At 63.7% G+C, this 25,725-nt stretch carries 25 protein-coding genes; 10 read left to right on the top strand and 15 right to left on the bottom strand.

The window, feature by feature from the left end; all coding sequences use genetic code 11:
- The first annotated feature begins 10 nt into the window (after positions 1-10).
- From HU719_RS12690 to HU719_RS12665, 6 genes are all read left to right on the top strand, one after another.
- Positions 11-1,417, top strand: coding sequence for a M16 family metallopeptidase (locus HU719_RS12690; RefSeq protein ID WP_186536467.1), 1,407 nt, complete (start codon positions 11-13; stop codon positions 1,415-1,417).
- Between the two features lie 89 nt (positions 1,418-1,506).
- Positions 1,507-2,541, top strand: coding sequence for a DUF5924 family protein (locus HU719_RS12685; RefSeq protein WP_186520381.1), 1,035 nt, complete (start codon positions 1,507-1,509; stop codon positions 2,539-2,541).
- Positions 2,542-2,739: 198 nt separating this feature from the next.
- A complete protein-coding gene (locus tag HU719_RS12680; RefSeq protein ID WP_186536469.1) occupies positions 2,740-3,870 on the top strand; it encodes an ABC transporter permease in 1,131 nt (376 codons plus the stop codon).
- Positions 3,867-4,652 carry an ABC transporter ATP-binding protein gene (locus tag HU719_RS12675; RefSeq protein WP_367616442.1) on the top strand — a complete coding sequence of 262 codons (786 nt, stop codon included), beginning with the start codon at positions 3,867-3,869 and terminating at the stop codon, positions 4,650-4,652. Before HU719_RS12680 ends, HU719_RS12675 begins: the two co-directional genes overlap by 4 nt.
- A gap of 3 nt (positions 4,653-4,655) precedes the next feature.
- A complete protein-coding gene (locus tag HU719_RS12670) occupies positions 4,656-5,594 on the top strand; it encodes an MlaD family protein (RefSeq protein WP_186520383.1) in 939 nt (312 codons plus the stop codon).
- Entirely contained in the window at positions 5,591-6,199 is a 609-nt protein-coding gene (locus tag HU719_RS12665; protein WP_186536471.1) for an ABC-type transport auxiliary lipoprotein family protein, read from the top strand. The genes HU719_RS12670 and HU719_RS12665 overlap by 4 nt, the downstream gene beginning before the upstream one ends.
- Here the strand turns inward: HU719_RS12665 and HU719_RS12660 are convergent.
- The 6 genes from HU719_RS12660 to HU719_RS12635 all read right to left on the bottom strand — a co-directional run bounded on the left by HU719_RS12660 (position 6,181) and on the right by HU719_RS12635 (position 11,659).
- Positions 6,181-7,410: a nucleoside recognition domain-containing protein gene (locus tag HU719_RS12660; protein ID WP_186520385.1), complete on the bottom strand. Its 1,230-nt coding sequence runs from the start codon at positions 7,408-7,410 to the stop codon at positions 6,181-6,183. The two genes, HU719_RS12665 and HU719_RS12660, sit on opposite strands and share 19 nt — an antisense overlap.
- 238 nt (positions 7,411-7,648) lie before the next feature.
- Positions 7,649-8,980 carry a glutamate/aspartate:proton symporter GltP gene (gene gltP, locus HU719_RS12655; RefSeq protein ID WP_186520386.1) on the bottom strand — a complete coding sequence of 444 codons (1,332 nt, stop codon included), beginning with the start codon at positions 8,978-8,980 and terminating at the stop codon, positions 7,649-7,651.
- 725 nt (positions 8,981-9,705) lie between these two features.
- Entirely contained in the window at positions 9,706-10,164 is a 459-nt protein-coding gene (locus tag HU719_RS12650; protein ID WP_186520387.1) for an inhibitor of vertebrate lysozyme family protein, read from the bottom strand.
- 3 nt (positions 10,165-10,167) lie between these two features.
- Positions 10,168-10,329, bottom strand: a complete 162-nt coding sequence (locus HU719_RS12645) for a DUF1328 domain-containing protein (RefSeq protein ID WP_186520388.1) — start codon at positions 10,327-10,329, stop codon at positions 10,168-10,170.
- A gap of 54 nt (positions 10,330-10,383) precedes the next feature.
- Positions 10,384-10,671 carry a hypothetical protein gene (locus HU719_RS12640; protein ID WP_186536473.1) on the bottom strand — a complete coding sequence of 96 codons (288 nt, stop codon included), beginning with the start codon at positions 10,669-10,671 and terminating at the stop codon, positions 10,384-10,386.
- Positions 10,672-10,852: 181 nt separating this feature from the next.
- Positions 10,853-11,659 (bottom strand): BON domain-containing protein, encoded by an 807-nt coding sequence (locus HU719_RS12635; protein ID WP_186536475.1) that lies wholly within the window; start codon positions 11,657-11,659, stop codon positions 10,853-10,855.
- A 212-nt stretch (positions 11,660-11,871) separates the two neighbouring features.
- On the opposite strand from HU719_RS12635, the gene algB reads away from it, so the two are divergent.
- Both algB and HU719_RS12625 read left to right on the top strand, forming a co-directional pair.
- Positions 11,872-13,218: a sigma-54-dependent response regulator transcription factor AlgB gene (algB, locus tag HU719_RS12630; protein ID WP_186520391.1), complete on the top strand. Its 1,347-nt coding sequence runs from the start codon at positions 11,872-11,874 to the stop codon at positions 13,216-13,218.
- Positions 13,215-14,993, top strand: coding sequence for a KinB sensor domain-containing domain (locus HU719_RS12625; RefSeq protein ID WP_186536477.1), 1,779 nt, complete (start codon positions 13,215-13,217; stop codon positions 14,991-14,993). Before algB ends, HU719_RS12625 begins: the two co-directional genes overlap by 4 nt.
- A gap of 166 nt (positions 14,994-15,159) precedes the next feature.
- Here the strand turns inward: HU719_RS12625 and HU719_RS12620 are convergent, their stop codons facing one another.
- The 3 genes from HU719_RS12620 to HU719_RS12610 form a co-directional block, all read right to left on the bottom strand.
- Positions 15,160-15,930 carry a MetQ/NlpA family ABC transporter substrate-binding protein gene (locus HU719_RS12620; protein ID WP_186520393.1) on the bottom strand — a complete coding sequence of 257 codons (771 nt, stop codon included), beginning with the start codon at positions 15,928-15,930 and terminating at the stop codon, positions 15,160-15,162.
- Between the two features lie 64 nt (positions 15,931-15,994).
- The gene (locus tag HU719_RS12615; protein WP_186520394.1) at positions 15,995-16,666 is read right to left on the bottom strand and encodes a methionine ABC transporter permease; all 672 of its coding nucleotides are present in this window, start codon (positions 16,664-16,666) and stop codon (positions 15,995-15,997) included.
- A complete protein-coding gene (locus HU719_RS12610; protein WP_186520395.1) occupies positions 16,666-17,673 on the bottom strand; it encodes an ATP-binding cassette domain-containing protein in 1,008 nt (335 codons plus the stop codon). The genes HU719_RS12615 and HU719_RS12610 overlap by 1 nt, the downstream gene beginning before the upstream one ends.
- Before the next feature lie 224 nt (positions 17,674-17,897).
- Between HU719_RS12610 and katE the strand changes: the two genes are divergently transcribed.
- Positions 17,898-20,042 carry a catalase HPII gene (gene katE, locus HU719_RS12605; protein ID WP_186536479.1) on the top strand — a complete coding sequence of 715 codons (2,145 nt, stop codon included), beginning with the start codon at positions 17,898-17,900 and terminating at the stop codon, positions 20,040-20,042.
- Positions 20,043-20,144: 102 nt separating this feature from the next.
- Here the strand turns inward: katE and HU719_RS12600 are convergent, their stop codons facing one another.
- From HU719_RS12600 to zur, 4 genes are all read right to left on the bottom strand, one after another.
- Positions 20,145-20,852, bottom strand: a complete 708-nt coding sequence (locus tag HU719_RS12600) for a PA5502 family lipoprotein (protein ID WP_186520397.1) — start codon at positions 20,850-20,852, stop codon at positions 20,145-20,147.
- 116 nt (positions 20,853-20,968) lie between these two features.
- Complete coding sequence (gene znuB / locus HU719_RS12595) at positions 20,969-21,751, bottom strand: zinc ABC transporter permease subunit ZnuB (protein WP_186520398.1); 783 nt, start codon at positions 21,749-21,751, stop codon at positions 20,969-20,971.
- Positions 21,744-22,517 (bottom strand): zinc ABC transporter ATP-binding protein ZnuC, encoded by a 774-nt coding sequence (gene znuC / locus HU719_RS12590; RefSeq protein WP_186520399.1) that lies wholly within the window; start codon positions 22,515-22,517, stop codon positions 21,744-21,746. Before znuC ends, znuB begins: the two co-directional genes overlap by 8 nt.
- Complete coding sequence (gene zur, locus HU719_RS12585) at positions 22,514-22,999, bottom strand: zinc uptake transcriptional repressor Zur (RefSeq protein ID WP_186520400.1); 486 nt, start codon at positions 22,997-22,999, stop codon at positions 22,514-22,516. Before zur ends, znuC begins: the two co-directional genes overlap by 4 nt.
- Positions 23,000-23,017: 18 nt before the next feature.
- On the opposite strand from zur, the gene HU719_RS12580 reads away from it, so the two are divergent.
- Positions 23,018-23,986 (top strand): zinc ABC transporter substrate-binding protein, encoded by a 969-nt coding sequence (locus HU719_RS12580; RefSeq protein ID WP_186520401.1) that lies wholly within the window; start codon positions 23,018-23,020, stop codon positions 23,984-23,986.
- Between the two features lie 392 nt (positions 23,987-24,378).
- Here the strand turns inward: HU719_RS12580 and HU719_RS12575 are convergent, their stop codons facing one another.
- Positions 24,379-25,329, bottom strand: coding sequence for a homoserine kinase (locus HU719_RS12575; RefSeq protein WP_186537116.1), 951 nt, complete (start codon positions 25,327-25,329; stop codon positions 24,379-24,381).
- A gap of 67 nt (positions 25,330-25,396) precedes the next feature.
- The gene (locus HU719_RS12570; protein ID WP_186521875.1) at positions 25,397-25,687 is read right to left on the bottom strand and encodes a DUF2782 domain-containing protein; all 291 of its coding nucleotides are present in this window, start codon (positions 25,685-25,687) and stop codon (positions 25,397-25,399) included.
- Positions 25,688-25,725: the final 38 nt, after the last annotated feature.

The raw sequence follows: 25,725 nt of genomic DNA, 5'->3' as shown, positions 1-25,725 counted from the left end.
AAGCTCGCTTATGCGTTGCCTGATGTTCGTTTGCCTGCTGATCTGCAGCTTGCCCAGCCTTGCCCTCGACCGTTCGCGGGTGGAGGGCTACCTGTTGCCCAACGGCCTGCAGGTGATCCTCAAGTCCGGCTACGAGCGCGACCATGTGTCGATCCGCCTGGTGGTAGGCGTGGGCCTGGACGACTTCGGCTGCAGCCAGCGGGAGCTTCCGCACCTGCTCGAACACCTGATGTTCAGCGGCGTCGACGAAACCGGCGAAGGCGGCCTTGAAGAGCGCCTGCAAGCCCTGGGCGGCGAATGGAACGCCTTCACCAGCAGCGCCGACACCACGTTCGTGATCGAAGCCCCGGCGCGCAACCAGCGCAAAGTGCTCGACCTGCTGCTGGCCGTGCTGCGCGAGGCTCACATCGATGACAAGGCGCTGGCCAATGCCAAGCGCATCATCGAGCGCGAGGACGGCGGCCACTACGGCCACCTGCAACGTTGGCTGGACCGCCAGCAGGTCGGCCACCCGGCCAGCGACCAACTGGCCACCGAACTCGGCCTCAAGTGCAAGGAGCGCTCCGACCTCGACGACATGACCCTGGCCCAGGTGCAGCAGTTGCGCGAGCGCTGGTACGCCGCCAACAACATGACCCTGATCATGGTCGGCGGCCTCGACCGCCTGCTGCCGGCCTACCTTGAGCGCACCTATGGCGAGCTGCCGGCCAGCGAGCCCGAAGAGCGGCGCAACCTGGAGACCATCAGCCAGCAGGCCGAGCAACGTCGCGACCTCACCCGCGGCTGGCTGGGTGACAGCGTCAAGCTGCACTGGCTGTTCATCGAACCCACCCTCGAAGACGGTAACGACCAGACCCTCGAGCTGCTGTCGCGCTACCTGGACTGGGCGCTGTACGACCAGTTGCGCCTGCGCCACGGCCTGTCGTACGGCCCCTCGGTGCAGCGCGAGAGCTTTGGCGACAGCGGCCTGATGAGCCTGCATGCCGACCTTGAGCGCGATGACCTCGACAAGGCGGTGAAGGTGCTTGAAGACCTGTTCGAGCACCTGCGCAAGAACGGCCTCGACCCTGACACCTTCGCCCGCATCAAGGACGCCGCCGTCGCCCGCGAAAGCTGGACCACCCAGGGCAATACGGCACTTGCCGATTATTACTGGGGCGCACTCACCGACTACGACAACGGCCGCTTCACGGACCCGGCGCGCAAACTGCGCCAGGTCAGCCTCAAGCAGGCCGATGCGGCGCTGCAAGCGCTGCTCAAGGAGCCGGGCTACCTGCGCATCGAAAAACCCTTGCTGGGCTATGACGAGTTCTACGGGCTGGTGGCGCTGGGCTTGGGGCTGATTCTCGCCGTCGGGCTGATCGGCTGGCGGCGCAAGCCGGCTGCCAAGCCCAGCGGTGCTACACGCCAGCAGTGATTCGGCGGTATCCTGTGGGCCATTTGCCAAGCCCGCTCCCACGGTTAACCGGGGGCGGGCGACGCCAACTCAGCCCCTGTTGCAGACCCATGCCGCCTATTCCCACTTTTGTCCTGCGCGTAATCGAGCTTCTCAAGCGCTACCCCGGCGTGATCGCCCTGGGTGGCTTCCTGTCCGGTATCGGCAGCTTCATCCTGGTCGACCGCCAGGCCGGCCTTGCCAGCTGGATCGCCATCCTGATGCTGGTCAGCTGGGTGTGGCTGATGCTCGAAAACACCCTCACCGGGCTGTTTGCGCGCACCTTCAAGCGCGAGATCCCACAGCCGCTGCTGCGTTATGCCACGCAGATGATCCACCAGGAGAGCCTGTTCTTCGTCCTGCCGTTCTTCTTCATCACCACCACCTGGAACAGCGGGCAACTGGTGTTTACCGGCCTGCTGGCGGCGGCGGGGCTGGTGTCGATCGTTGACCCGCTGTACTACCGCTGGCTAGCACCTCGGCGCTGGCTATTCCTCGCCCTGCACACCCTGACCCTGTTCGCGGCGATGTTGACCGCGCTGCCGATCATCCTGCACCTGACCACCGCGCAAAGCTTCAAGCTGGCGCTGGTGGCGGCCATGGTGCTGTCGTTCCCAAGCCTTGCCAGCAGCTTCCCGATCCGCACCTGGCGGCGGGCTGTGGCGCTGGTGCTGGTGACGCTGGCGGTGGGCGGTGGCGGCTGGCTGCTGCGCTCGTGGGTGCCGCCGGCGACGCTGTGGCTGACCGATGTGGCGGTGAGCACCGAGGTGATCAACCGCAAGCCGGGCGAATCGCTGGACGAAATCTCCGCCAGCCGCATCCGCAGTGGCGGGCTGTATGCCTACACCGCAATCAACGCGCCACGCGGGCTGGATGAGCGCATCTACCATGTGTGGCAGTTCAACGGCAAAGAGGTCGACCGCATCGCCCTGGATATCCATGGCGGGCGCAAGGAAGGCTACCGGGCCTGGACCCGCAAGCAGAACTTCCCGCCCAACCCGGTGGGCAAGTGGCAGGTGCGGGTATTGACCGAAGATGGCCAGGTGATCGGCGTGCTGCGTTTCAAGGTGGTCGACGAACCCCCAGCCTCCGCGCAACCCCTGTAGGAGCGACCTTGTGTCGCGAAAGGGCTGCGCAGCAGCCCCGGCCATTTTGCATGAGGCCGAAATCCTGGGGCTGCTACGCCCTTTCGCGACACAAGGCCGCTCCTACAGAGGGGGCCAGTCTGCTGATCGAGCACATTTTCAACAAACCCCACCCACCCCGCTGCGCTATGATCAGCCTCTGTGCCCACCGTCAGATGCATGGAGCCTATGACCGCCCCGAGCGCAACCCTGGATCACCAGCAGCCCTCTAGCCTGCGCATTGCCGGCGACTGGACCCTGGCCCACTACGCCAGCCTCAAGCGCACCTGCGAGCAACTGCGCAACCAGTACTCGCCAGACACCGCAGTCGACCTCAGCCAGCTCGGCAGGCTCGATACGGCCGGCGCCTCGCTGCTGGCCGAGCTGCTCGGCGCCGAGCGCCTGGAACGCTGCACCAGCACCCTCAGCGAAGCCAACCGCGCCTTGCTGCAGACCGTCTACCGTTCGGTACAAAACTACTGCATACCGGTCAAACAACCCGAGCGCCCGGTGCTGATCCAGTTGCTCAGCCGCATCGGCCGTGCGGTGGATGCGCTTTGGCAGGACACCCTGCAAGTGCTCGGCTTCATCGGCCTGATCCTGCAAACCCTGCTGCTGCGCCTGTTCCAGCCCCAGCGCTGGCGCTTGACACCGCTGGTTGCCCACCTTGAGCAAACCGGCCTGGATGCCGCCCCCATCGTTGCCTTGCTGACATTTCTGGTCGGGGCCGTGGTGGCATTTCTCGGGGCCACGGTGCTGGCCGCCTTTGGCGCGACAATCTTTACCGTCGACCTGGTTGCCTTCTCGTTCCTGCGCGAATTTGCCGTGCTGCTGACCGCCATCCTCATGGCCGGGCGCACCGCCAGCGCCTTTACCGCGCAAATCGGCTCGATGAAGGCCAACGAAGAAATCGACGCCATCCGCACCCTGGGCCTGAACCCCATCGAACTGCTGGTGGTGCCGCGGGTGCTGGCGCTGTTGATCGCACTGCCGCTGCTGACCTTTGTCGCGATGATCTGCGGCATGGTCGGCGGGGCGGTGGTCTGCGCGTTGTCGCTGGGCATCTCCCCGGCGATGTTCCTGTCGCTGCTGCAAACCGATATCGGTGTGCAGCATTTTCTGGTGGGCCTGGCCAAGGCGCCGTTCTTCGCCTTCCTGATCGCGGCCATTGGCTGCCTTGAAGGCTTCAAAGTCAGCGGCAGCGCCGAATCGGTCGGTGCCCACACCACCTCGGCGGTGGTGCAATCGATCTTCGTGGTGATCGTGCTGGATGCGATCGCCGCGCTGTTCTTCATGGAGATGGGCTGGTGACGGAGGCGGTGATCCAAGCCCGGGGCCTGTGCAATCGCTTCGGCAGCCAGACGGTGCACGAGAACCTCGACCTGGACCTGTATCGCGGCGAGATCCTCGCCGTGGTCGGCGGCTCGGGCAGCGGCAAGTCGGTGCTGCTGCGCAGCATCATTGGCCTGCGCCAGGCCAACGAGGGCAGGGTGACGGTGTTCGGCCAGGACCTGGCCGGCCTCGATGAACGCCAACGCTCGCAGGTCGAGCGGCGCTTCGGCGTGTTGTTCCAGAAGGGCGCGCTGTTCTCGTCGCTGACGGTGACCGAAAACGTCGCCTTGCCACTGATCGAACACGCCGGCCTGTCACGCGCCGACGCCGAGCACTTGGCCGGAGTCAAGCTGGCGCTGGCCGGGCTGCCGATCAGCGCCGCCGACAAATACCCCGCCTCGCTGTCAGGCGGCATGATCAAGCGCGCAGCGCTGGCCCGCGCCCTGGCGCTGGACCCAGACATCCTGTTCCTCGACGAACCCACCGCCGGCCTCGACCCCATCGGCGCCGCCGACTTCGACCAACTCATCCTCACCCTGCGCGATGCCCTGGGGCTGTCGGTGTTTTTGATTACCCACGACCTCGACACGCTGTACACCATCACCGACCGCGTGGCGGTGCTGGCGCAGAAAAAGGTGCTGGTCGCCGGCCCGCTGAGCAGCGTGGCGCAGGCCGATGACCCGTGGATTCACGACTATTTTCACGGCCCGCGTGGCCGGGCGGCCGACGATGCCGCCCTGCGCGCCCGCCAGGAGCGCTGAACGATGGAAACCCGAGCTCATCATGTCCTGATCGGCCTGATCACCGTGCTGGTGGTGGCCGGCGCCATGCTGTTCGGCCTGTGGCTGACCAAGTCCAGCGTCGACGACGCCTTCAAGGACTACGAAGTGGTGTTCAACGAGGCGGTGTCGGGGCTGTCGCGCGGCAGCCCGGTGCAATACAACGGCATCAAGGTCGGCGATGTCAGCACCCTGCGCCTCGACCCGCAGGACCCGCGCCGGGTGCTGGCGCGGGTGCGCCTGAGCGGCGACACGCCGGTCAAGGAAGACACCCAGGCCAAGCTGACCCTGGCCGGGGTGACCGGTAATGCCTTCATCCAGCTCAGCGGCGGCACCCCGCAAAGCCCCGAACTCAAGGGCAAGGACGGCAAGCTGCCGATCATCATCGCCTCGCCCTCGCCCATTTCACGCCTGCTCAACGACAGCAGCGACCTGGTCACCAACATCAACCTGCTGCTGCACAACGCCAACCAGATGTTCTCCGAGCGCAACGTCGAGCATTTGAGCAACACCCTGGCCAACCTCGACCAGACCACCGGCGCCTTCGCCAGCAAAAAGGGCGGCATCGCCGACACCCTGGCCCAGCTTGCCGAAGTGGGCCGCCAGGCCAACGCCACCCTGGCCGAAACCCAGGCGCTGATGCGCAACGCCAACGGCCTGCTCGGCACCCAGGGCAAGCAAGCCATCGGCAGCGCCGAACAGGCCATGCAGTCGCTGGCCGAGACCAGCGCCACCCTCAACCGCCTGTTGCAGGACAACCGCCAGGCCATCGACGATGGCGCCCAGGGCCTGAACCAGGTTGCCCCGGCCATTCGCGAGCTGCGCGAGACCCTCAATTCGCTCAAAGGCATCTCCCGGCGCCTGGAAGCCGACCCCAGCGGCTACCTGCTGGGCCGCGACAACAACAAGGAGTTCCAGCCATGATCGCGTCGCTGCGCCTGCTCGCCCTCAGCGCTTCAATGAGCCTGCTCACCGCCTGCTCGATCCTGCCGCAGAGCGCGCCTGTGGATATCTACCGCTTGCCCGTTGGCCAAGGCAGCGCAAGCCCGGCAGCGCTGGGCTGGTCATTGCGGGTGAACAAGCCGCTGGCCAGCGAAACACTCTCGGGGCCGCGCATCGCGGTGATACCGCAGGGTGATGTGCTCAGCAGCTACAAGGGCGCCCGCTGGAGCGACCCGGTGCCGCTGCTGGTGCGCAACCGCCTGCTGGATGGTTTCCAGCGCGATGGCCGGGTGCAGCGCCTGAGCGCCGATGACAGCAACCTGCAGGCCGACTACGAGCTGGGCGGCGAGCTACAGGCGTTTCAGAGCGAATACCGCTACTGGCGCGTGGTGGAAGTGGTGATCCGCTATGACGCGCGGCTGATCGATGGGCGAACCCAACGTATTCTGGCCAGCAAACGCTTCGAAGTCCGCGAGCACCTCGACCACACCGATGTGCCGCGAGTGGTGCGCGGCTTCGGTACCGCCAGCGACCAGATGACGCGCCAGGTGATCGACTGGACCGTGGCTCAGGCGAAGAACCAGTAGCAGACGAAGATCGCCGCGACCACCCCGGAGAACTCGGCCAGCAGCGCACAGCCCACGGCGTGGCGCACACGCTGGATGCCCACCGCACCGAAGTACACCGCCAGCACGTAGAAGGTGGTTTCGGTGCTGCCCTGAATAGTCGCCGCCACCAGCGCCGGGAAGCTGTCGACACCGTGGGTCTGCATGGTCTCGATCAGCATGGCCCGCGCCGCGCTGCCGGAGAATGGCTTGACCAGCGCGGTCGGCAGGCCCTCGACAAAGCGGGTGTCCAGGCCCAGCCAACTGACGGCGTGGCGAATGCCGTCCAGGGCCAGCTCCAAGGCGCCTGAGGCGCGTAGCACGCCGACTGCCACCAGCATGGCGACCAGATACGGCAACAGCGCCTTGGCCACGTCAAAGCCTTCCTTGGCGCCCTCGACGAACGCCTCGTACACCTTCACGCGCTTGAGCGCGCCAACCAGCACGAACAGCATGATCACCCCGAACAGCGTGAGGTTGCCGAGGATCGACGAAAGCCCGGCCAGCGCCGCTGCCGACAAGGTGCCCAGAAACGCCATGAAGCACCCCAGCAGCAACGCACCGGGGATCAGGTAGGCGAGCACCACCGGGTCCCACAGGCGCAAGCGCTGCATCACCGCCACCGACAGCAGGCCGACCAGGGTCGACACGCTGGTGGCCAGCAGGATCGGCAGGAACACCAAGGTGGGGTCCATGGCCCCTTGCTGGGCGCGGTACATGAAGATGGTCACCGGCAGCAGCGTCAGCGACGAGGCGTTGAGCACCAGAAACAGGATCTGCGCATTGCTTGCCGTGGTGCTGCTGGGGTTGAGCTCCTGCAGCGCCCGCATGGCCTTGAGGCCGATGGGGGTGGCGGCGTTGTCCAGGCCCAGGCCGTTGGCGGCGAAGTTCATGGTGATCAGCCCCAGGGCCGGGTGCCCGCGTGGCACTTCCGGCATCAGCCGGGCGAACAGCGGCCCGAGGACCTTGGCCAGCCATTCGACGATGCCGGCTTTTTCGGCGATTTTGAGAAAGCCCAGCCACAGCGTCAGGGTGCCGAACAGCAGGACCATGACCTCCACCGAAAGCTTGGCCATGGCAAAGATGCTCTCGACCATGGCGGCGAAGATACCGGCGTTGCCGCCCACCAGCCATTGCGCCAGGGCGGAGATGGCCGCCACCACGAAGAAGCCAAGCCAAAGGCCGTTGAGCATCCCGGAATTCCCCTGTGTAAAATGCCCGAATGATAGCGCAATCGGCCTGTAGGAGCGGCCTTGCGTCGCGAAAGGGCTGCGAAGCAGCCCCGGCGGCCTTGCATGAAGCCGAGATCCTGGGGCCGCTGCGCGCCCCTTTCGCGACACAAGGCCGCTCCTACGCACCACACTGCGTCGCTTTGGCCACAAACACAAAAAAGCCCCGACGAGTCGGGGCTTTCTGGTTCAGCGCAAAGGCTTACTGGTTAACAGGCTCGCCTGCTACAACAGCGTCTTTCTTGCCTTTGGCAACCACCGAGTTGTAGTACGCCTCGCCTTTGGCGCTGTCGTACATACCCTGCCACTTGGCGATAACCACGGCGGCCAGGGCGTTGCCCACCACGTTCAGCGCGGTACGGGCCATGTCCATGATGCGGTCGACGCCAGCGATGAATGCCAGGCCTTCCAGCGGAATGCCAACGCTGCCCAAGGTAGCCAGCAGCACCACGAACGACACGCCCGGCACGCCGGCGATACCTTTGGATGTGACCATCAGGGTCAGCACCAGCATCAGCTGCTGGCCGATCGACAGGTCGATGCCGTACAGCTGGGCGATGAAGATAGCCGCGATGCTCTGGTACAGGGTCGAGCCGTCGAGGTTGAACGAGTAGCCGGTCGGCACCACGAACGAGCAGATCGACTTCGGCGCGCCGTACTTTTCCATCTTCTCGATCACGCGCGGCAGCACGGTTTCGGAGCTGGAGGTGGAGTAGGCGAGGATCAGCTCATCTTTCATGATGCGCATGATCTTGATCACCGAGAAGCCAAACACCCGTGCCACCAGGCCCAGCACCATGAAGGCGAAGAAGGCGATGGCGAAGTACACCAGCACGACCAGCTTGGCCAGCGGCAGCAGCGAGGCGAAGCCGAAGTTGGCCACGGTCACGGCGATCAGGGCGAATACGCCGATCGGGGCGTAGTTCATGATCATGTGGGTGACCTTGAACATGGTCTCCGACACGCCCTGGAACGTGCGCACCAGCGGCTCGCGCAGGTCGGCGTTGAGGGTCGAAAGGCCCATGCCGAACATCACCGAGAAGAAGATGATCGGCAGCATTTCGCCACGCATCAGCGCTGCGAAGATATTCGACGGGATCAGGTTGAGCAGGGTTTCGATGAACGCGTGCTCATGCTGCACCTCGGCGGCGGTCGCCTGGTACTTGGAGATATCGACGGTACCCAGGGTGCTCATGTCGATGCCGGCGCCCGGGTGGAAGACGTTGGCCAGCACCAGGCCGACGACGATGGCAATGGTGGTCACCACCTCGAAGTAGAGGATGGTCTTGAGGCCAATACTGCCAAGTTTCTTCGCATCGCCAACCCCGGCAATACCCACGATCAGCGACGAGATCACGATCGGGACAACGATCATCTTGATCAGACGAATGAAGATGTCGCCAGCGGGCTGGAGGATGTTGCTGATCCACCATGCCTTTTCTGCACTGAAATGATTCAGTAGCGCGCCGACTGCAACGCCCAGCAACAAACCGATCACGATTTGCCAGGCGAGGCTCAGTTTTGCCTTCTTCATGTCATTACCCTTTGTTGTAGTGGTCACAGGCATCCGGCGTCAAACCCGCGTTGCAGAGCTGTTTAAAGCATTGCTGCAACCCTTTGCTTGCGCCCGGCGACCCCATGAAAGGTCACCGCGAGCACGCCGAAGACGCACTCGGGCCGGGGAAAAAGGCGGCAACTATTGCGATGGTGAAGGTGCCAGTCTAATGCCGGAAACGACTACCCCATGCCGAATCGGCATGAGGCGAGACCCTCAAATCGGGCGTCGGCAAGCCCTTGATTTTCAACGTTCGGAAACCCGAACAAGACCGAACCGCCAGATTTCGGCAGATTTGGCGGCTAATGCAGAAGGATAGGAATGGCATGTTCGACAATCCGAATGGCTGAAATGCCACCTGACCTGACCGGTCGGACAGTCGAAAAAAAAGCGATGTACGGTCACGACAAAATGTGTCTTACAGACAAGCCGTGCCTATATAAGGAAGGAATGCTGCATCAGGCGCTTCGGAAGCCAGACCGGCCTGCGGCCGATCTGCAACTTCCGATGCCACCCTCTCCTGACCCGGCCCATAAAGGAGGTACTCCCTGTACCCCTAGGCCACTCCGATCCTGTAGCAATCAGAACAGCCCGGCCCCCTGGTCATGCGCTGCGTCTCATCGATGCGGCGCATCATAGAAGCCAGAACGATAGATGGGTTCAGCTTCTATTTCGTTACAGTGCGTGCCCTGATACAAAAAACCTCAGTACCAGTTGGGGTCACGCTTGAGCTGCTCCTGCAGCATGGCCTTCATGCCGTCATCGGGCTTGCCGAGCCAGCGGTAATCCGCGTGGCGGGTCGGCGACTTGTCCGCGGGCAAACCTTCGGGCACCTCCACGAGCATCCCGTAGGCATCGTCCTTGTCCCAGCTGAAAGCAACGATCAGCCGTTTGTGGGTGCAGTTGTTGTCGGACTCGCAAAGAGGGCCAACCAGATACTGGTCACCATCCTCGGTCACTGCCGACATCTGTAGCGGCGAGCTGCCGCTCAGGTTGATCACCCACTCGGGCAGGCGTTCCTCGCCCTTGATCGCGTCCTGCCAGGTTTCCCGGTATTCGGGGTCCGTGCTCAACACTTGGTTGGCACGCACCTGGCCGTCATTGGCCGCCATGGCCGTGGTGACGACGCCCAGTAGCAGGGCGCCGGCCAGCATCCTGTTCATGGGTCAGCCCCTGCGACGTCCGAAGATGAAGGACGCCACGAACAGCACCAGGAAGACAATGAACAGAATCTTCGCGATACCAGTAGCCGCGCCCGCGATACCACCGAAGCCCAGTACGGCAGCGACAATGGCGATGATCAGGAAAGTGATAGCCCAGCTCAGCATGATGTTTCTCCTTTCTTGTGCGTAATCGAGTGCGTAAAAAGCCCTGCCGAAGTGTCAGAACACCCAGCGTTCTTGCGGTTGAACCGTTTCAAGTACAGCAGGGGCAGCTGTGTCACTGACCGGCATTGGCTCGGCCGCTCGGACCAAGGTGCTGGCACGGGTCGCCTTCATCTGCGTCAACAGCGCGGTTTGCGCCGCTACCTGGTCGGCCAGGCGTGCGGTCTGCCAGCTGTAGTAGAACAGGCCGGCTGCCAAGGTGAGCAACACGGCCATGCCGAGAATCAACGCCTGGCGAACTGGCAAAACGGCGGATTGCGTGCGGTTGACGTTTGGGCGGTTCATGCCAGCTCCTCCTGCTTACTGCGTACTTGTTTTATGAAACCTGAACAAGACATTGCAGCCTGCATGCCAGCTTTTAGCCGATATAAAAATCCTTATAAATCAACTAGTTACGCAATTTCTCAAAAAGTTCAAGGACGTATCCTGCACGATGCACGCTGTGGCGCCGTGCGTTTTGCACGATTCAACCTTCGACCTTTCTGGCCACCTTGAGCAAATCGGCGTCCACGCCGCGCACGCCGACGATCTGCCGCGCCACGTCCACGGCAATGGTGCGCTGTTCGCTGCTGACCACCTCGCCAGACAACCGCACCATGCCGTCGGCACTGGCCACCTTGATATTCAGGCCGTCCAGGTTGCGGCTGAAGCGGTAGCTGGTCTGGATCTTGTCGATGATCCAGCTGTCGCTGGGCGCATCCACCGGTTTTTCCCGGGCCTTGGCCAGGGCAGTGCTGTCCAGGCTTACCAAATTGTTGACCAGGTGCACGCCGTCAGTGGTGCGTGCCAGCACCCCGGCCAGTTCCTTGGCCTCGGGGCTGTCGACCTTGCCGCGCAAGGTGACTACGCCATCGCGGCTTTGTACTTCGATGGGCGACTTCTCGGTGACCCGGCTCCACAGCAGGCGGGCGCGCACCACGGCGCCGAGGGTGGCGTCCTCCAGGCGTTGGGCATAGGCACGCGGCTCCAGCGGGTGTTCGATCAATGCCGGGTTGATACGCAACTGGTTGTCCACTTGTTCGATGCCACGGGTGGCCAACGCCACATGCTCGGCCAGGTCGCGCTCGACGGGGTTTTCCACTTCACCGCTCAGGCGCGCCTGCGCGCCGTCCACTTCAACCTTGATCGGGAAGGGGTTGAGCAGGCGGTTGAGGGACAACGCCGTCTGCAATGAGCCTTCCAGGCGGGCGTCCTGGACGGGGTCGGCCAGCGCGGCGGTCATAATTGGCAACAAACTGCAGGCCATCACCAGGGTTCGAAGGGGGAATCGCATCGTGTTTACCTCCTGACAGATACATCAACCTGTGACCGTCGCAACCGCCATGCCAGCCCACAGGCACTTAATAACTTCACTGTTTTCAACGACTTGGCCATCATGGCGGCTAAGAGCTAGCATGCATGGCGCGGAATCAATCAGAATCAACCATGCAACTTGCCCGATTTTTCCGACACTAACTGAGATCAATCCCAAAGGAGCGTAGGAAAATGGAGCCAGTCCAGGACAAGCAAGGCCGCATTCTGCTGGTGGATGACGAGTCCGCGATCCTGCGCACCTTCCGCTATTGCCTCGAAGACGAGGGCTATAGCGTCGCCACCGCCAACAGTGCCGCCCAGGCTGAGACCCTGCTGCAACGCCAGGTGTTCGACCTGTGCTTTCTCGATTTGCGCCTGGGCGAGGACAACGGCCTCGATGTGCTGGCCCAGATGCGCATCCAGGCACCCTGGATGCGCGTGGTCATCGTCACTGCCCACTCGGCGATCGACACCGCCGTAGACGCCATTCAGGCCGGCGCTGCCGATTACCTGGTCAAACCGTGCAGCCCCGACCAGTTGCGCCTGGCCACGGCCAAGCAACTGGAAGTGCGCCAGCTCTCGGCACGCCTTGAAGCCTTGGAAGGCGAGGTGCGCAAACCCAAGGACGGCCTGGATTCCCACAGCCCGGCCATGATGGTGGTGCTGGAAACGGCCCGCCAGGTGGCAACCACCGATGCCAACATCCTTATTCTGGGCGAGTCGGGCACCGGTAAAGGCGAGCTGGCCCGTGCCATCCACGGCTGGAGCAAGCGCGCGCGCAAGTCGTGCGTGACCATCAACTGCCCGTCGCTGAACGCCGAGCTGATGGAAAGCGAACTGTTCGGTCACACCCGCGGCGCCTTTACCGGTGCCAGCGAGAGCACCCTTGGGCGGGTTAGCCAGGCCGACGGCGGCACCCTGTTCCTCGACGAAATCGGCGACTTCCCGCTGAGCCTGCAGCCCAAGCTGCTGCGTTTTATCCAGGACAAGGAGTACGAGCGCGTCGGCGACCCAGTGACGCGCCGCGCCGATGTGCGGATTCTGGCCGCGACCAACCTCAACCTTGAGGAGATGGTCCGCGAAGGGCGGTTCCGTGAAGACCTGCTGTACCGCCTGAACGTGATCACCCTGCACCTGCCGCCGCTACGCGAACGCAGCGAGGACGTGCTGACCCTGGCCGACCGCTTCCTGGCCCGCTTCGTCAAAGAGTACTCGCGCCCCGCCCGTGGGTTCAGCGACGAAGCCCGCGCCGCGCTGCTCAACTACCGCTGGCCGGGCAACATCCGCGAGCTGCGCAACGTGGTGGAACGGGCCAGCATCATCTGCCCGCAGGAGCGTGTCGAGGTGACCCACCTGGGCATGGGCGAACAGCCCACCAGCAGCGCCCCGCGTGTTGGCGCGGCGCTGAGCCTGGATGAGCTGGAACGGGCGCACATCGGTGCGGTGCTGGCCGCCAGCGACACCCTCGACCAGGCCGCGAAAACCCTCGGCATCGATGCCTCGACGCTGTACCGCAAGCGCAAGCAGTACAACTTATGAAGTGGTCGATGAAGCTGCGCACGCGGCTCTTTCTAAGTATTTCGGCGCTGGTCACAGTCGCGTTGCTGGGCCTGCTGTTGGGGCTGTTCAGTGTGCTGCAGATGGCAACCATGCAGCAACGTTTGGTGCAGGACACTACGCACACGCTGTCGCTGGGCCTGCAATTGCGGCAGAACCTGGGCGAACAGCTGAACCTGATTCTGGACCCGGACACCGTCCCGGAAAACCTGCTGGCATTACAAAGCCGTTTTCAGACCTTGCTCAGCCAAGGCCTGGAGGAGGGCGTGCCCAACGCAGGCTTCAACCAGGCCAAAAGCAACTACCAGGCGTTTCTCGAGGCCTACCGGCAAAGCCCGGCGCCGTCGCGCAGCATGGGCATCGACCAACCGCTGGGGTCGGCCTTCAACCAGGTGCGCAATGACCTGATCGACTCGCACAAGCAAACCCTTGAGCAGATCATCCACGCCGAAGAGTATTCCCGCGACCGCGCACTGCTGATCAGCGGCATGCTCGGCATGATGGGGCTGACGGTACTGGTGCTGGGGTTCATGACCGCGCACAACATTGCCCGGCGCTTCGGCCAACCCATCGAGGCGCTGGCCAAGGCTGCCGACCAGGTAGGCCAAGGCAATTTCGATGTGACCTTGCCGGTGACCAAGGGCAGCGAACTGAGCTTGCTGACCCGCCGTTTCGGGCTGATGGCCGATGCCCTGCGCAAACACCAGGCCACGAATGTCGACGAACTGCTGGCCGGCCAGCAGCGCCTGCAAGCTGTGCTCGACAGCATCGACGATGGCTTGCTGATCATCGACCGCCAAGGCCGCCTGGAGCACCTCAACCCGGTGGCTCAGCGCCAATTGGGCTGGGACCCGAGCCGCATCGGCGTGAGCCTGGCCGAAGCCTTGCAACGCCCGGAGTTGGAACAGCAGATGCACCTGGTGCTGCGCGGCGGCAGCCTGGACCGCCCGCCAGAAGACCTGAGCCTGGAAGTGGACGACGAAACCCGCCTGCTGACCTACAGCCTGACCCCGGTCAGCCACCCGCAAGGGCCGATCCTGGGGGCGGTGATGGTGCTGCACGACGTGACCGAGCAGCGTGCCTTCGAGCGTGTGCGCAGCGAGTTCGTGCTGCGCGCCTCCCACGAGCTGCGCACCCCGGTCACCGGCATGCACATGGCATTTGGCCTGCTGCGTGAGCGCATCAGCTTCCCGCCCGAGGCGCGTGAGAACGACCTGCTCGACACCATCGGCGAAGAAATGCAGCGCCTGACGCAATTGATCAACGACCTGCTCAACTTCTCGCGCTACCAGAGCGGGCTGCAAAAGCTTGAACTGGCGCCGTGCGCCCTGGATGAACTGTTCGAGCGCGCCGTTGCGCGCTTTGCCGAGCAGGCTGCAGCCAAGCAGATAGAGCTGGTGTGTGAGTTGGAGCCGCCACTGCCACGCATCCAGGCGGACATCGCGCAGATCGAGCGGGTGCTCGACAATCTGCTGCACAATGCCATCCGCCATACCGCCAGCGGCGGGCGTATCCGCCTGCATGCGCGGCGCCATGCCGAACGGGTGATCATCAGCGTCGAAGACAACGGCGAAGGGATTGCCTACGGCCAGCAGGGGCGGATTTTCGAGCCGTTCGTACAGGTTGGCCGCAAGAAAGGCGGCGCCGGGCTGGGCTTGGCGTTGTGCAAGGAGATCGTGCAGTTGCACGGCGGGCGCATGGGTGTGTTTTCACGGCCGGGGCAGGGCACGCAGTTCTACATGGCGTTGCCGGTGTAATACGCGGCACTGGCTAGCGTGGGCCAACGGTTGTCGGGCTCACTGGTGTAGGAGCGGCCTTGTGTCGCGAAAGGGGTGCGCAGCACCCCCAGGAATTGTGCAGAACGCTGATATCCCTGGGGCTGCTTCGCAGCCCTTTCGCGGCACAAGGCCGCTCCTACAAGGGTCAGAACGCTGGTACTACGGCGCCTTTGTACTTCTCGGTGATGAACTGCTTCACCTCAGGCGAGTGCAGCGCAGCGGCCAGCTTTTTCATGGCGTCCGAGTCTTTGTTGTCCGGGCGGGCAACCAAGATGTTCACATAAGGCGAATCGCTGCCTTCGATGGCCAGCGCGTCTTTCTCTGGGTTGAGCTTGGCTTCCAGCGCGTAGTTGGTGTTGATCAGGGCGGCATCGACCTGGGTCAGCACGCGCGGAATGGTGGCCGCTTCCAGCTCACGGAACTTCACGTTTTTCGGGTTACCGGTAACGTCTTTCACGGTGGACAGGATGTTCTTGTTGTCCTTGAGCGTGATCACGCCAGCCTTGGCCAGCAGCAGCAGCGCGCGGCCGCCGTTGGTGGCATCGTTGGGGATGACCACGGTGGCGCCGGTAGGCAGCTCGTCGAGTTTCTTGATCTTGGACGAGTACACGCCCAGCGGCTCGATGTGCACGCCGGCAACGCTCACCAGGTGAGTGCCCTTGGCCTTGTTGAACTCATCCAGGTACGGCTGGTGTTGGAAGAAGTTGGCGTCCAGGCGCTTTTCGGCAACCTGTACGTTGGGCTGGATGTAGTCGGTGAATTCCTTGACCTTCAGTTCCACGCCTTCCTTGGCCAGTTGTGGCTTCACGAAGTTGAGGATCTCGGCGTGCGGCACCGGGGTGGCGGCAACGGTCAGGGTCTCGGCGTGGGCCGAGAAGGCCGCAACAGCGGCGACAACAGCAAGCAGCTTCTTCATTGATCACTCCTTGTGAGGGCCGCGACGGCCCCCGAACGGGTCGGCCAGGCCGACCCCATTGGGGTTACTTACGGGAAAAATGCACGACCAGTTTGTCGCCGACACTCTGCAGAACTTGAACCAGCAGCAACAGCAGCACCACGGTGACCACCATGACGTCGGTCTGGAAGCGCTGGTAGCCAAAGCGGATGGCCAGGTCGCCCAGCCCGCCTGCGCCGACCACACCGGCCATGGCGGTGTACGACACCAGGGTAATGGCGGTGACGGTAATGGCCGCGAAGATGCCCGGGCGGGCTTCTGGTAGCAGCGCGTTGGTGATGATCTGGCGGGTGGTCGCGCCCATCGACTGGGTGGCTTCGATGATGCCGCGGTCCACCTCACGCAGGGCGGTTTCGACCAGGCGGGCGAAGAACGGCGTAGCACCGACCACCAGCGGCGGAATGGCACCGGCCACGCCCAGCGAGGTGCCGGTGATCAGCACGGTAATCGGGATCATCACGATCAGCAGGATGATGAACGGCAGCGAGCGCAGCACGTTGACCACCAGCGACAGCAGCGCATACAGGCCTTTTTGCTCGAACATCTGCCGTGGCCCGCACAGGAACAGCAGCACGCCCAGCGGCAGGCCCAGCAGCACAGTGAAGAACAGCGAGCCGAACAGCATGATCATGGTGTCGATGGTGGCGAGCCAGATTTCGGCCCAGTCGACGTTGGCGAAGAAATTCAGGGCGTCCATCAACGCAGTACCTCCATATGTACATCAGCTGCCTTGAAGCGGGCGAACGCCGCGTCCATGTCGCCACCGATCAGGGCGAGGGTGAGCTGGCCATAGGGGACATCCTTGATACGGTCGATACGCCCGGCCAGGATGCTGTAGTCAACGCCGGTTTCGCGGGCCACGGTGCCCAGCAGCGGCGCGTAGGTGGCGTCGCCCTGGAAGGTCAGGCGCACGATGCGGCCTGGCACATGGGCAAAGTCGTCGCGCTGCTCGCCTTCGTTGACCTGCTCGTCTTCCTGGACAAAGCGCTTGGTGGTGGCGTGCTGCGGGTGCAGGAACACCTCGGCCACCGGGCCGTGCTCGACGATATGCCCGGCATCCATGACCGCAACACGGTCACAGACGCGGCGGATCACGTCCATTTCATGGGTGATCAGCACGATGGTCAGCTTCAGCTCGCGGTTGATCTCGGCCAGCAGTTGCAGCACCGATGCGGTGGTTTGCGGGTCGAGGGCGCTGGTGGCTTCGTCGCACAGCAGGATTTTCGGGTTGGTCGACAAGGCGCGGGCAATGCCGACGCGCTGCTTTTGCCCGCCCGACAACTGCGCCGGGTATTTTTTCGCGTGGTCGAGCAGGCCGACGCGGTGCAGCAGCTCCTTGACCCGGCCGTTGATCTGGTCGCGGGACAGTTCACCGGCCAGCACCAACGGCAACGCGACGTTGTCGGCCACGGTCTTGGACGCCAGCAGGTTGAAGTGCTGGAAGATCATCCCGACCTGCTGGCGGAAACGCCGCAGCTGGTAGGCATCGAACGCGGTGACGTCTTCGCCATCGACGATGATCTTGCCGCCGCTCGGCGCTTCGAGGCGGTTGATCAGGCGCAGCATGGTGCTCTTGCCGGCACCGGAGTGGCCAATCAGGCCGAACACCTGGCCATCTTCGATGGTCAGGCTGGTCGGGTTCAGGGCCGGTATATCCCTACCGGCGACGCGGTAGGTCTTGTGGACATTTTGAAACTCGATCACTGAGCGAACCTTGTGGGGCGCATGGAATATGGAGCCAGCGGTTGGCCGGGGTCGCGCATTTTAGCCTTTTCCATACGCTGTTCTTAGCATTTATTTCCTCGCCACCCTATCGAAAGGGCATAACGCGACAACCGGTAATCCTGATTGAACGCTCGGGCTCGCCCCCCAGTCACTACTTGAACAAGCCCAACGGGCAGCCTGAAGACTGATGAGGAGAGCCGCACATGGCCAGCAAGAAAGCGCCGGAACCACGGCAAAGCCAGCTCGCCGGTACCGATACCCCTGACCGCGCCAATACCAATGCCAAGCTGCAGAGCCTGGAGGCAGCGCGCAGCGATGCCACGGGCCAGGCGCTGCGCACCAACCAGGGGGTCAAGGTTGCCGACAATCAGAACAGCCTCAAGGCTGGCGCACGCGGGCCATCGCTGCTTGAAGACTTCATCATGCGCGAGAAGATCACCCACTTTGACCACGAGCGCATCCCGGAGCGGATCGTTCACGCCCGCGGCACCGGCGCCCATGGTTACTTCCAGAGCTACGGCAACCACGCCGAGCTGACCAAGGCCGGTTTCCTGCAAGACCCGGAAAAAATCACCCCGGTGTTCGTGCGTTTTTCAACCGTGCAGGGCCCGCGGGGTTCGGGCGACACCGTGCGCGATGTGCGCGGCTTTGCGGTCAAGTTCTACACCGACGAAGGCAACTTCGACTTGGTGGGCAACAACATGCCGGTGTTCTTCATTCAGGACGCGATCAAGTTCCCTGACTTTGTGCACGCCGTGAAGCCCGAGCCGCACAACGAGATCCCCACCGGGGGCTCGGCCCATGACACCTTCTGGGACTTCGTCTCGCTGGTACCGGAATCGGCGCACATGGTCATCTGGGCCATGTCCGACCGCGCCATCCCGCGCAGCCTGCGCATGATGGAAGGCTTTGGCGTGCATACCTTCCGCCTGATCAACGCCCAGGGCGTGGCCAGCTTCGTCAAATTCCACTGGAAACCGCGCCAAGGCGTGCACTCTGTGCTGTGGGACGAGGCGCAAAAGCTTGCAGGCAAAGACACCGACTACCATCGCCGCGACCTGTGGGAAGCCATCGAGACCGGGCACTACCCGGAATGGGAGCTGGGCGTACAGATCGTGCCGGAGGCCGACGAGCACAAGTTCGACTTCGACCTGCTCGACCCGACCAAGATCATCCCTGAAGAACTGGTGCCGGTAACGCCGCTGGGCAAGATGGTGCTCAACCGCAACCCGGACAACTTCTTCGCCGAAGTGGAGCAGGTCGCCTTCTGCCCAGGGCATATCGTGCCGGGCATCGACTTCACCAATGACCCCCTGCTGCAGGGCCGGCTGTTCTCCTACACCGACACGCAGATCAGCCGCCTGGGTGGGCCGAACTTCCATGAAATCCCGATCAACCGCCCGGTGGCGCCCAACCACAACGGCCAACGCGACGGCATGCACCGCATGACCATCGACCGTGGCCGCGCCGCCTACGAGCCCAACTCGATTGACGGCGGCTGGCCCAAAGAAACCCCACCGGCAGCGCAGGATGGCGGCTTCGAGAGCTATCAGGAACGCATCGAGGCGCACAAGGTTCGCGAGCGCAGCGAGTCGTTCGGCGACCACTTCTCCCAGGCGCGGCTGTTCTTTCACAGCATGAGCCCGAACGAGCAGCAGCACATCATCAAGGCCTACAGCTTCGAGCTGGGCAAGGTCGAGCGCGAGGCCATCCGGGCGCGGCAAGTGAACGAAATCCTCGCCAACATCGACCTCAAGCTGGCCGCCGCAGTGGCCGCCAACCTTGGCCTGCCGGCGCCCAAGGCGGGCACGGTGCAGGTCAAAGGCAGCCAACTGGCGCAGTCGCCAGCGCTGAGCCAGATGAACCACCCCGGCACCATTGGCATCAGTGGGCGCAAGATCGCCATTCTGCTGGCCGATGGCGTGGATGCAGGCAGTGTCGACAAGGTGGTCAAGGCGCTCGAAGCGCAGAGCGCACGGCCAATGCTGCTGGGGCCGACCTCGGCACCGGTGAAAGCGGCGGACGGCACGGCGCTGGCGGTGGATGCCTCGATGGAGGGCATGCCTTCAGTGATGTTCGATGGGCTGTGGGTGCCGGCGGGCAAGGCGTCGCTGGAAGCGCTGGAAGGTAGCGGGGTGGCCAAGCACTTCCTGCTCGAAGCCTACAAGCATCTGAAACCCATGGGCCTGAGCGTCGAGGCCAAGCTGCTGCTGAACAAGCTGGGCCTCAAGGAGGATGCTGGTTTGCTGCTGGGCGATGATCAGAAAGCGTTCGATGCGTTCTTCAAGGCAGTGCAAGGGCATCGGGTGTGGGCACGTGAAGCGGCCGCTGAGGCGATTCCCGCCTGAAGCATCGCGGGGCAAGCCCGCTCCCACAGGATCCTGCGCCAGGCCTCGATTACGGCTGTGCGCAACCCTGTGGGAGCGGGCTTGCCCCGCGATTTGGTCCGGTCAGCGCTGATGCGGAACCAACACCACCTGCGCCGGCAGCGCACGCTGAATCTGGTGTTTCTGCTTCAACTCAAAACCACTGTCGAGCTTGTGCACACGCTTGTGCAGCAAGGTCTTGAGCCAAGGCGCATCCTGCGTACGCGGCACCTGGAACACCACCTCGCAGTTGTAACTCACCACATCGGCAGCAATGTCATCGAGCTGGCGACGCAGCGCGCGGCTGTCAGTGGTCTTGAGCGCAATCACCGTGCTCGGCGCCGACGGGTCGATCACCCGCGCCTGCGGCTTGGCTTCAGCTGCCTTCAATGCCGCCTCGGCCTTTTCAAGCTCGGCCTTGCGGGCATGGGCCATGGTGTCGCCGCCAGTCACGGCAGGGGCCTGTGGCATCAGCGCGCGGGCGCGGGCCAAGGCCGTGGCCGCTGCATTGACGTCGCCCTTCTGCAGCACGATCTGGCTGCGTTGCAGGTAGGCTTCGGCCAACTGCCGCTGGTGGGGCTCGACACGCGGGTCATCCGGCGTCTGGGCTTGCAGGGCGGTCAGTTGGTCTTCAGCGGTGGCCAGCTCATTGCTGGCGATGCTTTGTTCCAACTGCTGCCAGGGATCTGCCTGGGCAGGCGCAGCCGGCTGTTCGACCGGCGCGCTGGAACACGCGGCCAGGCACAGCGAAAACGCGGCAACAAGCAGATAACGGGGGGCGAACAGCTTCATTCCTGCGACTCTCTATTTGCGCAAAAAGCGAGCAAGTCTACACCCAGGTGCGCACGCTCGAAAACAGGTCTTACAGACCCTTTACCCTGGAAATGGTTGCGTGGCACCGCGTTTTTTCAGCGTTTTGGCAGCGCCAGGCTCAACAAGAATAGCACTGCCGCGCAGACCACGATCGACGGGCCGGCGGGCGTATCCTTGAACCACGACATGGCCAGGCCCGCACAGACGGCAAGCACACCCAGCAGGCTGGCGCCCAGTGCCATCTGCTCTGGCGAGCGGGCATGACGCTGCGCCGCAGCCGCCGGGATGATCAGCAGCGAGGTGATCAACAACACGCCGACGATCTTCATCGCCACCGCAATCACCACGGCAATCAGCAGCATCAGCGCCAGGCGCAGGCCGGCCACTGGCAGGCCTTCGACCCGCGCCAGCTCTTCATGCACGGTCACCGCCAGCAGCGGCCGCCAGAACACTGCCAGCAGCACCAGCACCAGCGCGCTGCCGCCCAGAATCCAGGCAAGGTCGCTGGGGCTGATCGCCAGCAGGTCGCCGAACAGATACGCCATCAGGTCGATGCGCACGTCATGCATGAAGCTCAGCACCACCAGACCCAGCGACAGCGTGCTGGGCGCGAGGATGCCGAGCAGCGTGTCCGAGGCCAGCGGCTGGCGCTGTTGCAGGGTCACCAGCAGGATCGCCAGCAGCAGGCAGCCGACGGTCACCGCCAATGCCGGGCTGACATCCAGGACGAAGCCCAGCGCCACGCCAAGCAAGGCTGCGTGCGACAAGGTGTCGCCGAAATAAGCCATGCGCCGCCACACCACGAACGAACCCAGGGGGCCTGCAACCACCGCCAACGACAGGCCAGCAAGCAAGGCGTAAAGAAGAAAATCAGCCATGCTTGCAGTGCTCTCCGTGAACATGGGCGCCAGGGGCGACGACCGAGCCGTGCAGGTCGTGGCTGTGGTCGTGGTGATGGTGGTAAACCGCAAGGCTTGGGGCGTTCTGGCCGAACAGCTCGACGAACGCCGGGTCGTTGCTGACCTGCTCGGGGTGGCCGGAGCAACACACATGGCGGTTCAGGCAGACCACCTGGTCGGTCGCGCTCATTACCAGGTGCAGGTCGTGGCTGACCATAAGCACGCCGCAGCCATGGCGGTCGCGCAGGCGGGTAATGAGGTTGTACAGCTCGGTCTGGCCGACCACATCGACCCCTTGCACCGGCTCGTCGAGCACCAGCAGTTCAGGGGCGCGCAGCAGGGCGCGGGCCAGCAGCACGCGCTGCATTTCACCGCCCGATACAGTCTGGATAGGGCTGTCGATGACCTGTTCGGCGCCCACTTCCTGCAATGCTGCCAAGGCTGCCGGGCGGTCTACACCGGGCACCAGGCGCAAAAAGCGCAGCACCGACAGCGGCAACGTCGGGTCGACCTGGATTTTTTGCGGCATGTAGCCGATGCGCAGCTTGGGCTTGCGCCACACCGTGCCTTGGTGCGGCTTGAGCAAGCCCAGCACGGCGCGCACCAAAGTGGTCTTGCCGGCGCCGTTGGGGCCGATCAGCGTGACGATCTGGCGCGGCGCCACGGCCAGGTCGATGCTGTCGAGCACCGCTTCGCCGCCAAAGCTGACGCCCACTTGCTGAAGACGGATCAGCGCATCGCTCATGCCTTGCCCCGGCAGTTGCCGCACAGCCCGACCACTTCGACGGTTTGCGTCTCGACCGTAAAGCTGACCGCCTTGGCGCTGCTGACAATGGCGTCGCTGATGCTGGCCTGTTCCAGCTCGATGGCCACATGGCACTCGCGGCAGATGAGGAACTGGCCCTGGTGCACGTGCTCGGGGTGGCTGCAGCCGATGAAGGCGTTGAGCGAGGCGATGCGGTGCACCAGACCATTGTCGAGGAGGAAATCCAAGGCGCGATACACAGTCGGCGGCGCGGCGCGGCGGCCGTCCTGCTCGCTGAGCACGGCGAGGATGTCGTAGGCGCCCAGTGGCTTGTGGCTTTGCCACACCAGCTCCAGCACACGCCGGCGCAAGGCCGTCAGGCGCAGGCCTTGGCGGGTGCACAGCGCGTCAGCCTCAGCCAGCGCGCTATGGACGCAATGGGAGTGATCGTGGGGACGGTGGGCCAGCAGCGTGATGGACATGGGCAGCGACGGTTCTGGATGGAGACGTTATTATGTTACCTGTTTCTGACGAGCCGAGTAGCCACCGTGTCCCGATTCCTTGCTCTCTTTGTCGCTTTCATCGCCTGTTCGGCGCACGCCGAGGTGCGTGTGCTGACCAGCATCAAGCCCCTGCAACAAATTGCCGCTGCGGTGCAGGACGGTGTCGGCAGCCCCGACGTACTGCTGCCGCCTGGCGCTTCGCCGCACCATTACGCGCTACGCCCCTCTGACGTGCGCAAAGTGGGCGATGCCGACCTGCTGTACTGGATCGGCCCGGACATGGAGAACTTCCTGCCCCGCGTGCTCGGCGCGCGCAGCAAGCCGAGCGTGGCAGTGCAGTCGCTGGCCGGCATGCAACTGCGCCATTTCGGCGAGGACAGCCACTCCCATGACGAAGCCGGGCACGACGACGACCACGACGAGCATGACCACGATCACCGCCCAGGCAGCCTTGATGCGCACCTGTGGCTGTCTTCGGTCAATGCCCGGGTGATCGCAGCGAAGATGGCCGCAGACCTCGCCGCTGCCGACCCGGCCAACGCCGCCCGCTACCAGGGCAACCTCAAGGCTTTCGTCGGCCGCCTGGACGCCTTGGATGCACGGCTCAAGCAGCGCGTGGCGGGCATCGCCGGCAAGCCTTACTTCGTGTTCCACGAGGCCTTCGATTATTTCGAGGCGGCCTATGGCCTGAAGCACACCGGCGTGTTCAGCGTCGCCTCTGAGGTGCAGCCTGGCGCGCAGCATGTGGCCGCCATGCGCAAGCGCTTGCAGGAAGTGGGCAAAACCTGTGTATTCAGCGAGCCACCGCTGCGCCCGCGCCTGGCCGAAACCCTGACCGCCGGCCTGCCGGTGCGGCTGGCCGAGCTGGATGCGCTTGGCGGCAACGACCCGGTGGACAGCAAAGGCTATGAGCGCCTGCTGGAGAAGCTGGGCGGCGAGCTGGTGGGCTGTCTGGAGCAGTTGTAGCAGCTAGATTCTGTGGTTTCGTGCAGGCTTGCGGTGGCCTCATCGCAGGCTATCGCCAGCTCCCACAGGATCTCGCTCAAACCTCGCCATCACGGCCCGACGCGGTACTTGTGGGAGATTCTATAGTTTTGTACAAGCCTGTTCTCGCCAGACACATCTCCTTGTGGCGAGCGGGCTTGCCCCGCGTTGGGCTGCGCAGCAGCCCCTGAAAGCCCAAGGGTAAACCTCAGGACTGCTGCGCAGCCCAACGCGGGACAAGCCCGCTCGCCACAACTGTCCATCATTTCCCACAGGATTGGGTCCAACCAGCAATGTTGCGGTTGAGCACGGTCACTGTGGGAGCTGGCGCCAGCCTGCGATGAGGCCGGTGCAGGGGGCAAGCCCGCCCCACGTCACAAGGCAAACGGCAACTTCAACGCCACCTGCTGACGCTGCGCCAACCGCACTTCGAACTCGCTCGGGTCATGGATCATCACATCCATCCCGGCGAACGCCTGGGCGGCGATCAGGCGCGACAGCCAGAAGCGCACGCAGCCAACCCGCAACATCACCGGCCACAGCTCGGCCTCGGCGGCAGTGAACGGCCGCAGCGCCGCATAGGCACCCAGCAGCGCCTGCGCGCGGGGCAGGTCGATGCCATCGTGCTCATCGAGGCACCAATCGTTCACGGTAATGGCGATGTCATACAGCATCGGCCCGGAACAGGCGTTGTAGAAGTCGATCAGCCCGGTCAGGTGGGCCCCTTCGAACATCACGTTGTCGCGGAACAGGTCGGCATGCAGGTTGGCCTGGGGCAGGGCGAGGATCTGCGCCTTGTGCGCGCTGATCTCGGCCAGCGCCGGGGTCAGCAGCGCCGCCTGCTCGGCAGTCAGGCCCGGCAGCAGCTCCGCGCCAGACTGCAGCATCCAGTCGATCCCCCGGTCGGTGCGGCGCTCGATGATGCGCTCGCGGGTGGCCAGGTGAATGTGCGCCAGCAACTCGCCGACCTGCGCGCAATGGGTCTTGTTCGGCGCCTTGATGTGCTTGCCAGAAAGCCGCGGCTGCAACAGCGCCGGCTTGCCGCACAGTTCGCGCAGGCCATGGCCGTTGCGGTCGCGCACCGCGTAGGGCACGGGCATGTCGGCGTCATGCAGCACGTCGAGCAGGTCGATGAAGAACGGCATGTCCTCAGCCGGCCCACGCTCGATCAGCGTCAGCACGAACTCCCCCTGTTCGAGGCTTACGAAGAAATTGCTGTTCTCGGTACCGGCGGCAATGCCTTGGAAATCGAGCAAACGGCCCAGCTGGTAGGGCGCCAGAAAGGTTTCCAGCTCAGGCCGGGACACAGGGGTGAAAACTGACATGGTGAAAAAATGCCCATACGGGCACTTCCGCCGGGAAGTGCCTGGTTGATATGAACGGTACGCGCCGCTACTTCCACTCGAAGATTTTCCAGGACGGAATCAACATGTCCGGCTGGTCGGAACGAATGAAGTTGGCGTCGGTGCCATCGGCACGTACCAGGAAATATGGCTTGCCACCTTTCGGGGTGACCTTGATTGCATACAGGAAGCCGTTCTGACGGTATTCCTGAATGGTTTTATCGCCTTCCGTGCGAATGGTGACATCGGGATCGGCCGATGGCGCGTCGTCCGCCGCCTGGGAGACAACCGGCATGGTGGCCAGCAGACCGAGCAGTAACAGGCGATTGAGTGTACGCATGATAACCTAGTCCTTTTGTCGTCATTGATCCGGCTATT

The sequence above is a fragment of the Pseudomonas farsensis genome, from assembly GCF_014268805.2.
GTDB lineage: Bacteria > Pseudomonadota > Gammaproteobacteria > Pseudomonadales > Pseudomonadaceae > Aquipseudomonas > Aquipseudomonas farsensis.
Note: the sequence above shows the minus strand (reverse complement) of the source record. Positions and strands in the feature narration are given on the sequence as shown.

Bases quoted from the DNA above. Each gene is read 5' to 3' on its own strand.
- HU719_RS12665 (WP_186536471.1), top strand. From the start codon at position 5,591: ATGATCGCGTCGCTGCGCCTGCTCGCCCTCAGCGCTTCAATGAGCCTG.
- HU719_RS12570 (WP_186521875.1), bottom strand. From the start codon at position 25,687: ATGCGTACACTCAATCGCCTGTTACTGCTCGGTCTGCTGGCCACCATG.
- gltP (WP_186520386.1), bottom strand. From the start codon at position 8,980: ATGAAGAAGGCAAAACTGAGCCTCGCCTGGCAAATCGTGATCGGTTTG.
- HU719_RS12645 (WP_186520388.1), bottom strand. From the start codon at position 10,329: ATGCTGAGCTGGGCTATCACTTTCCTGATCATCGCCATTGTCGCTGCC.
- HU719_RS12640 (WP_186536473.1), bottom strand. From the start codon at position 10,671: ATGAACCGCCCAAACGTCAACCGCACGCAATCCGCCGTTTTGCCAGTT.
- HU719_RS12690 (WP_186536467.1), top strand. From the start codon at position 11: ATGCGTTGCCTGATGTTCGTTTGCCTGCTGATCTGCAGCTTGCCCAGC.
- algB (WP_186520391.1), top strand. From the start codon at position 11,872: ATGGAGCCAGTCCAGGACAAGCAAGGCCGCATTCTGCTGGTGGATGAC.
- HU719_RS12580 (WP_186520401.1), top strand. From the start codon at position 23,018: ATGGAGACGTTATTATGTTACCTGTTTCTGACGAGCCGAGTAGCCACC.
- HU719_RS12685 (WP_186520381.1), top strand. From the start codon at position 1,507: ATGCCGCCTATTCCCACTTTTGTCCTGCGCGTAATCGAGCTTCTCAAG.
- HU719_RS12575 (WP_186537116.1), bottom strand. From the start codon at position 25,329: ATGTCAGTTTTCACCCCTGTGTCCCGGCCTGAGCTGGAAACCTTTCTG.
- katE (WP_186536479.1), top strand. From the start codon at position 17,898: ATGGCCAGCAAGAAAGCGCCGGAACCACGGCAAAGCCAGCTCGCCGGT.
- HU719_RS12670 (WP_186520383.1), top strand. From the start codon at position 4,656: ATGGAAACCCGAGCTCATCATGTCCTGATCGGCCTGATCACCGTGCTG.
- HU719_RS12620 (WP_186520393.1), bottom strand. From the start codon at position 15,930: ATGAAGAAGCTGCTTGCTGTTGTCGCCGCTGTTGCGGCCTTCTCGGCC.
- znuB (WP_186520398.1), bottom strand. From the start codon at position 21,751: ATGGCTGATTTTCTTCTTTACGCCTTGCTTGCTGGCCTGTCGTTGGCG.
- HU719_RS12635 (WP_186536475.1), bottom strand. From the start codon at position 11,659: ATGCGATTCCCCCTTCGAACCCTGGTGATGGCCTGCAGTTTGTTGCCA.
- HU719_RS12650 (WP_186520387.1), bottom strand. From the start codon at position 10,164: ATGAACAGGATGCTGGCCGGCGCCCTGCTACTGGGCGTCGTCACCACG.
- HU719_RS12660 (WP_186520385.1), bottom strand. From the start codon at position 7,410: ATGCTCAACGGCCTTTGGCTTGGCTTCTTCGTGGTGGCGGCCATCTCC.
- HU719_RS12680 (WP_186536469.1), top strand. From the start codon at position 2,740: ATGGAGCCTATGACCGCCCCGAGCGCAACCCTGGATCACCAGCAGCCC.
- HU719_RS12600 (WP_186520397.1), bottom strand. From the start codon at position 20,852: ATGAAGCTGTTCGCCCCCCGTTATCTGCTTGTTGCCGCGTTTTCGCTG.
- znuC (WP_186520399.1), bottom strand. From the start codon at position 22,517: ATGAGCGATGCGCTGATCCGTCTTCAGCAAGTGGGCGTCAGCTTTGGC.
- zur (WP_186520400.1), bottom strand. From the start codon at position 22,999: ATGTCCATCACGCTGCTGGCCCACCGTCCCCACGATCACTCCCATTGC.
- HU719_RS12625 (WP_186536477.1), top strand. From the start codon at position 13,215: ATGAAGTGGTCGATGAAGCTGCGCACGCGGCTCTTTCTAAGTATTTCG.
- HU719_RS12615 (WP_186520394.1), bottom strand. From the start codon at position 16,666: ATGGACGCCCTGAATTTCTTCGCCAACGTCGACTGGGCCGAAATCTGG.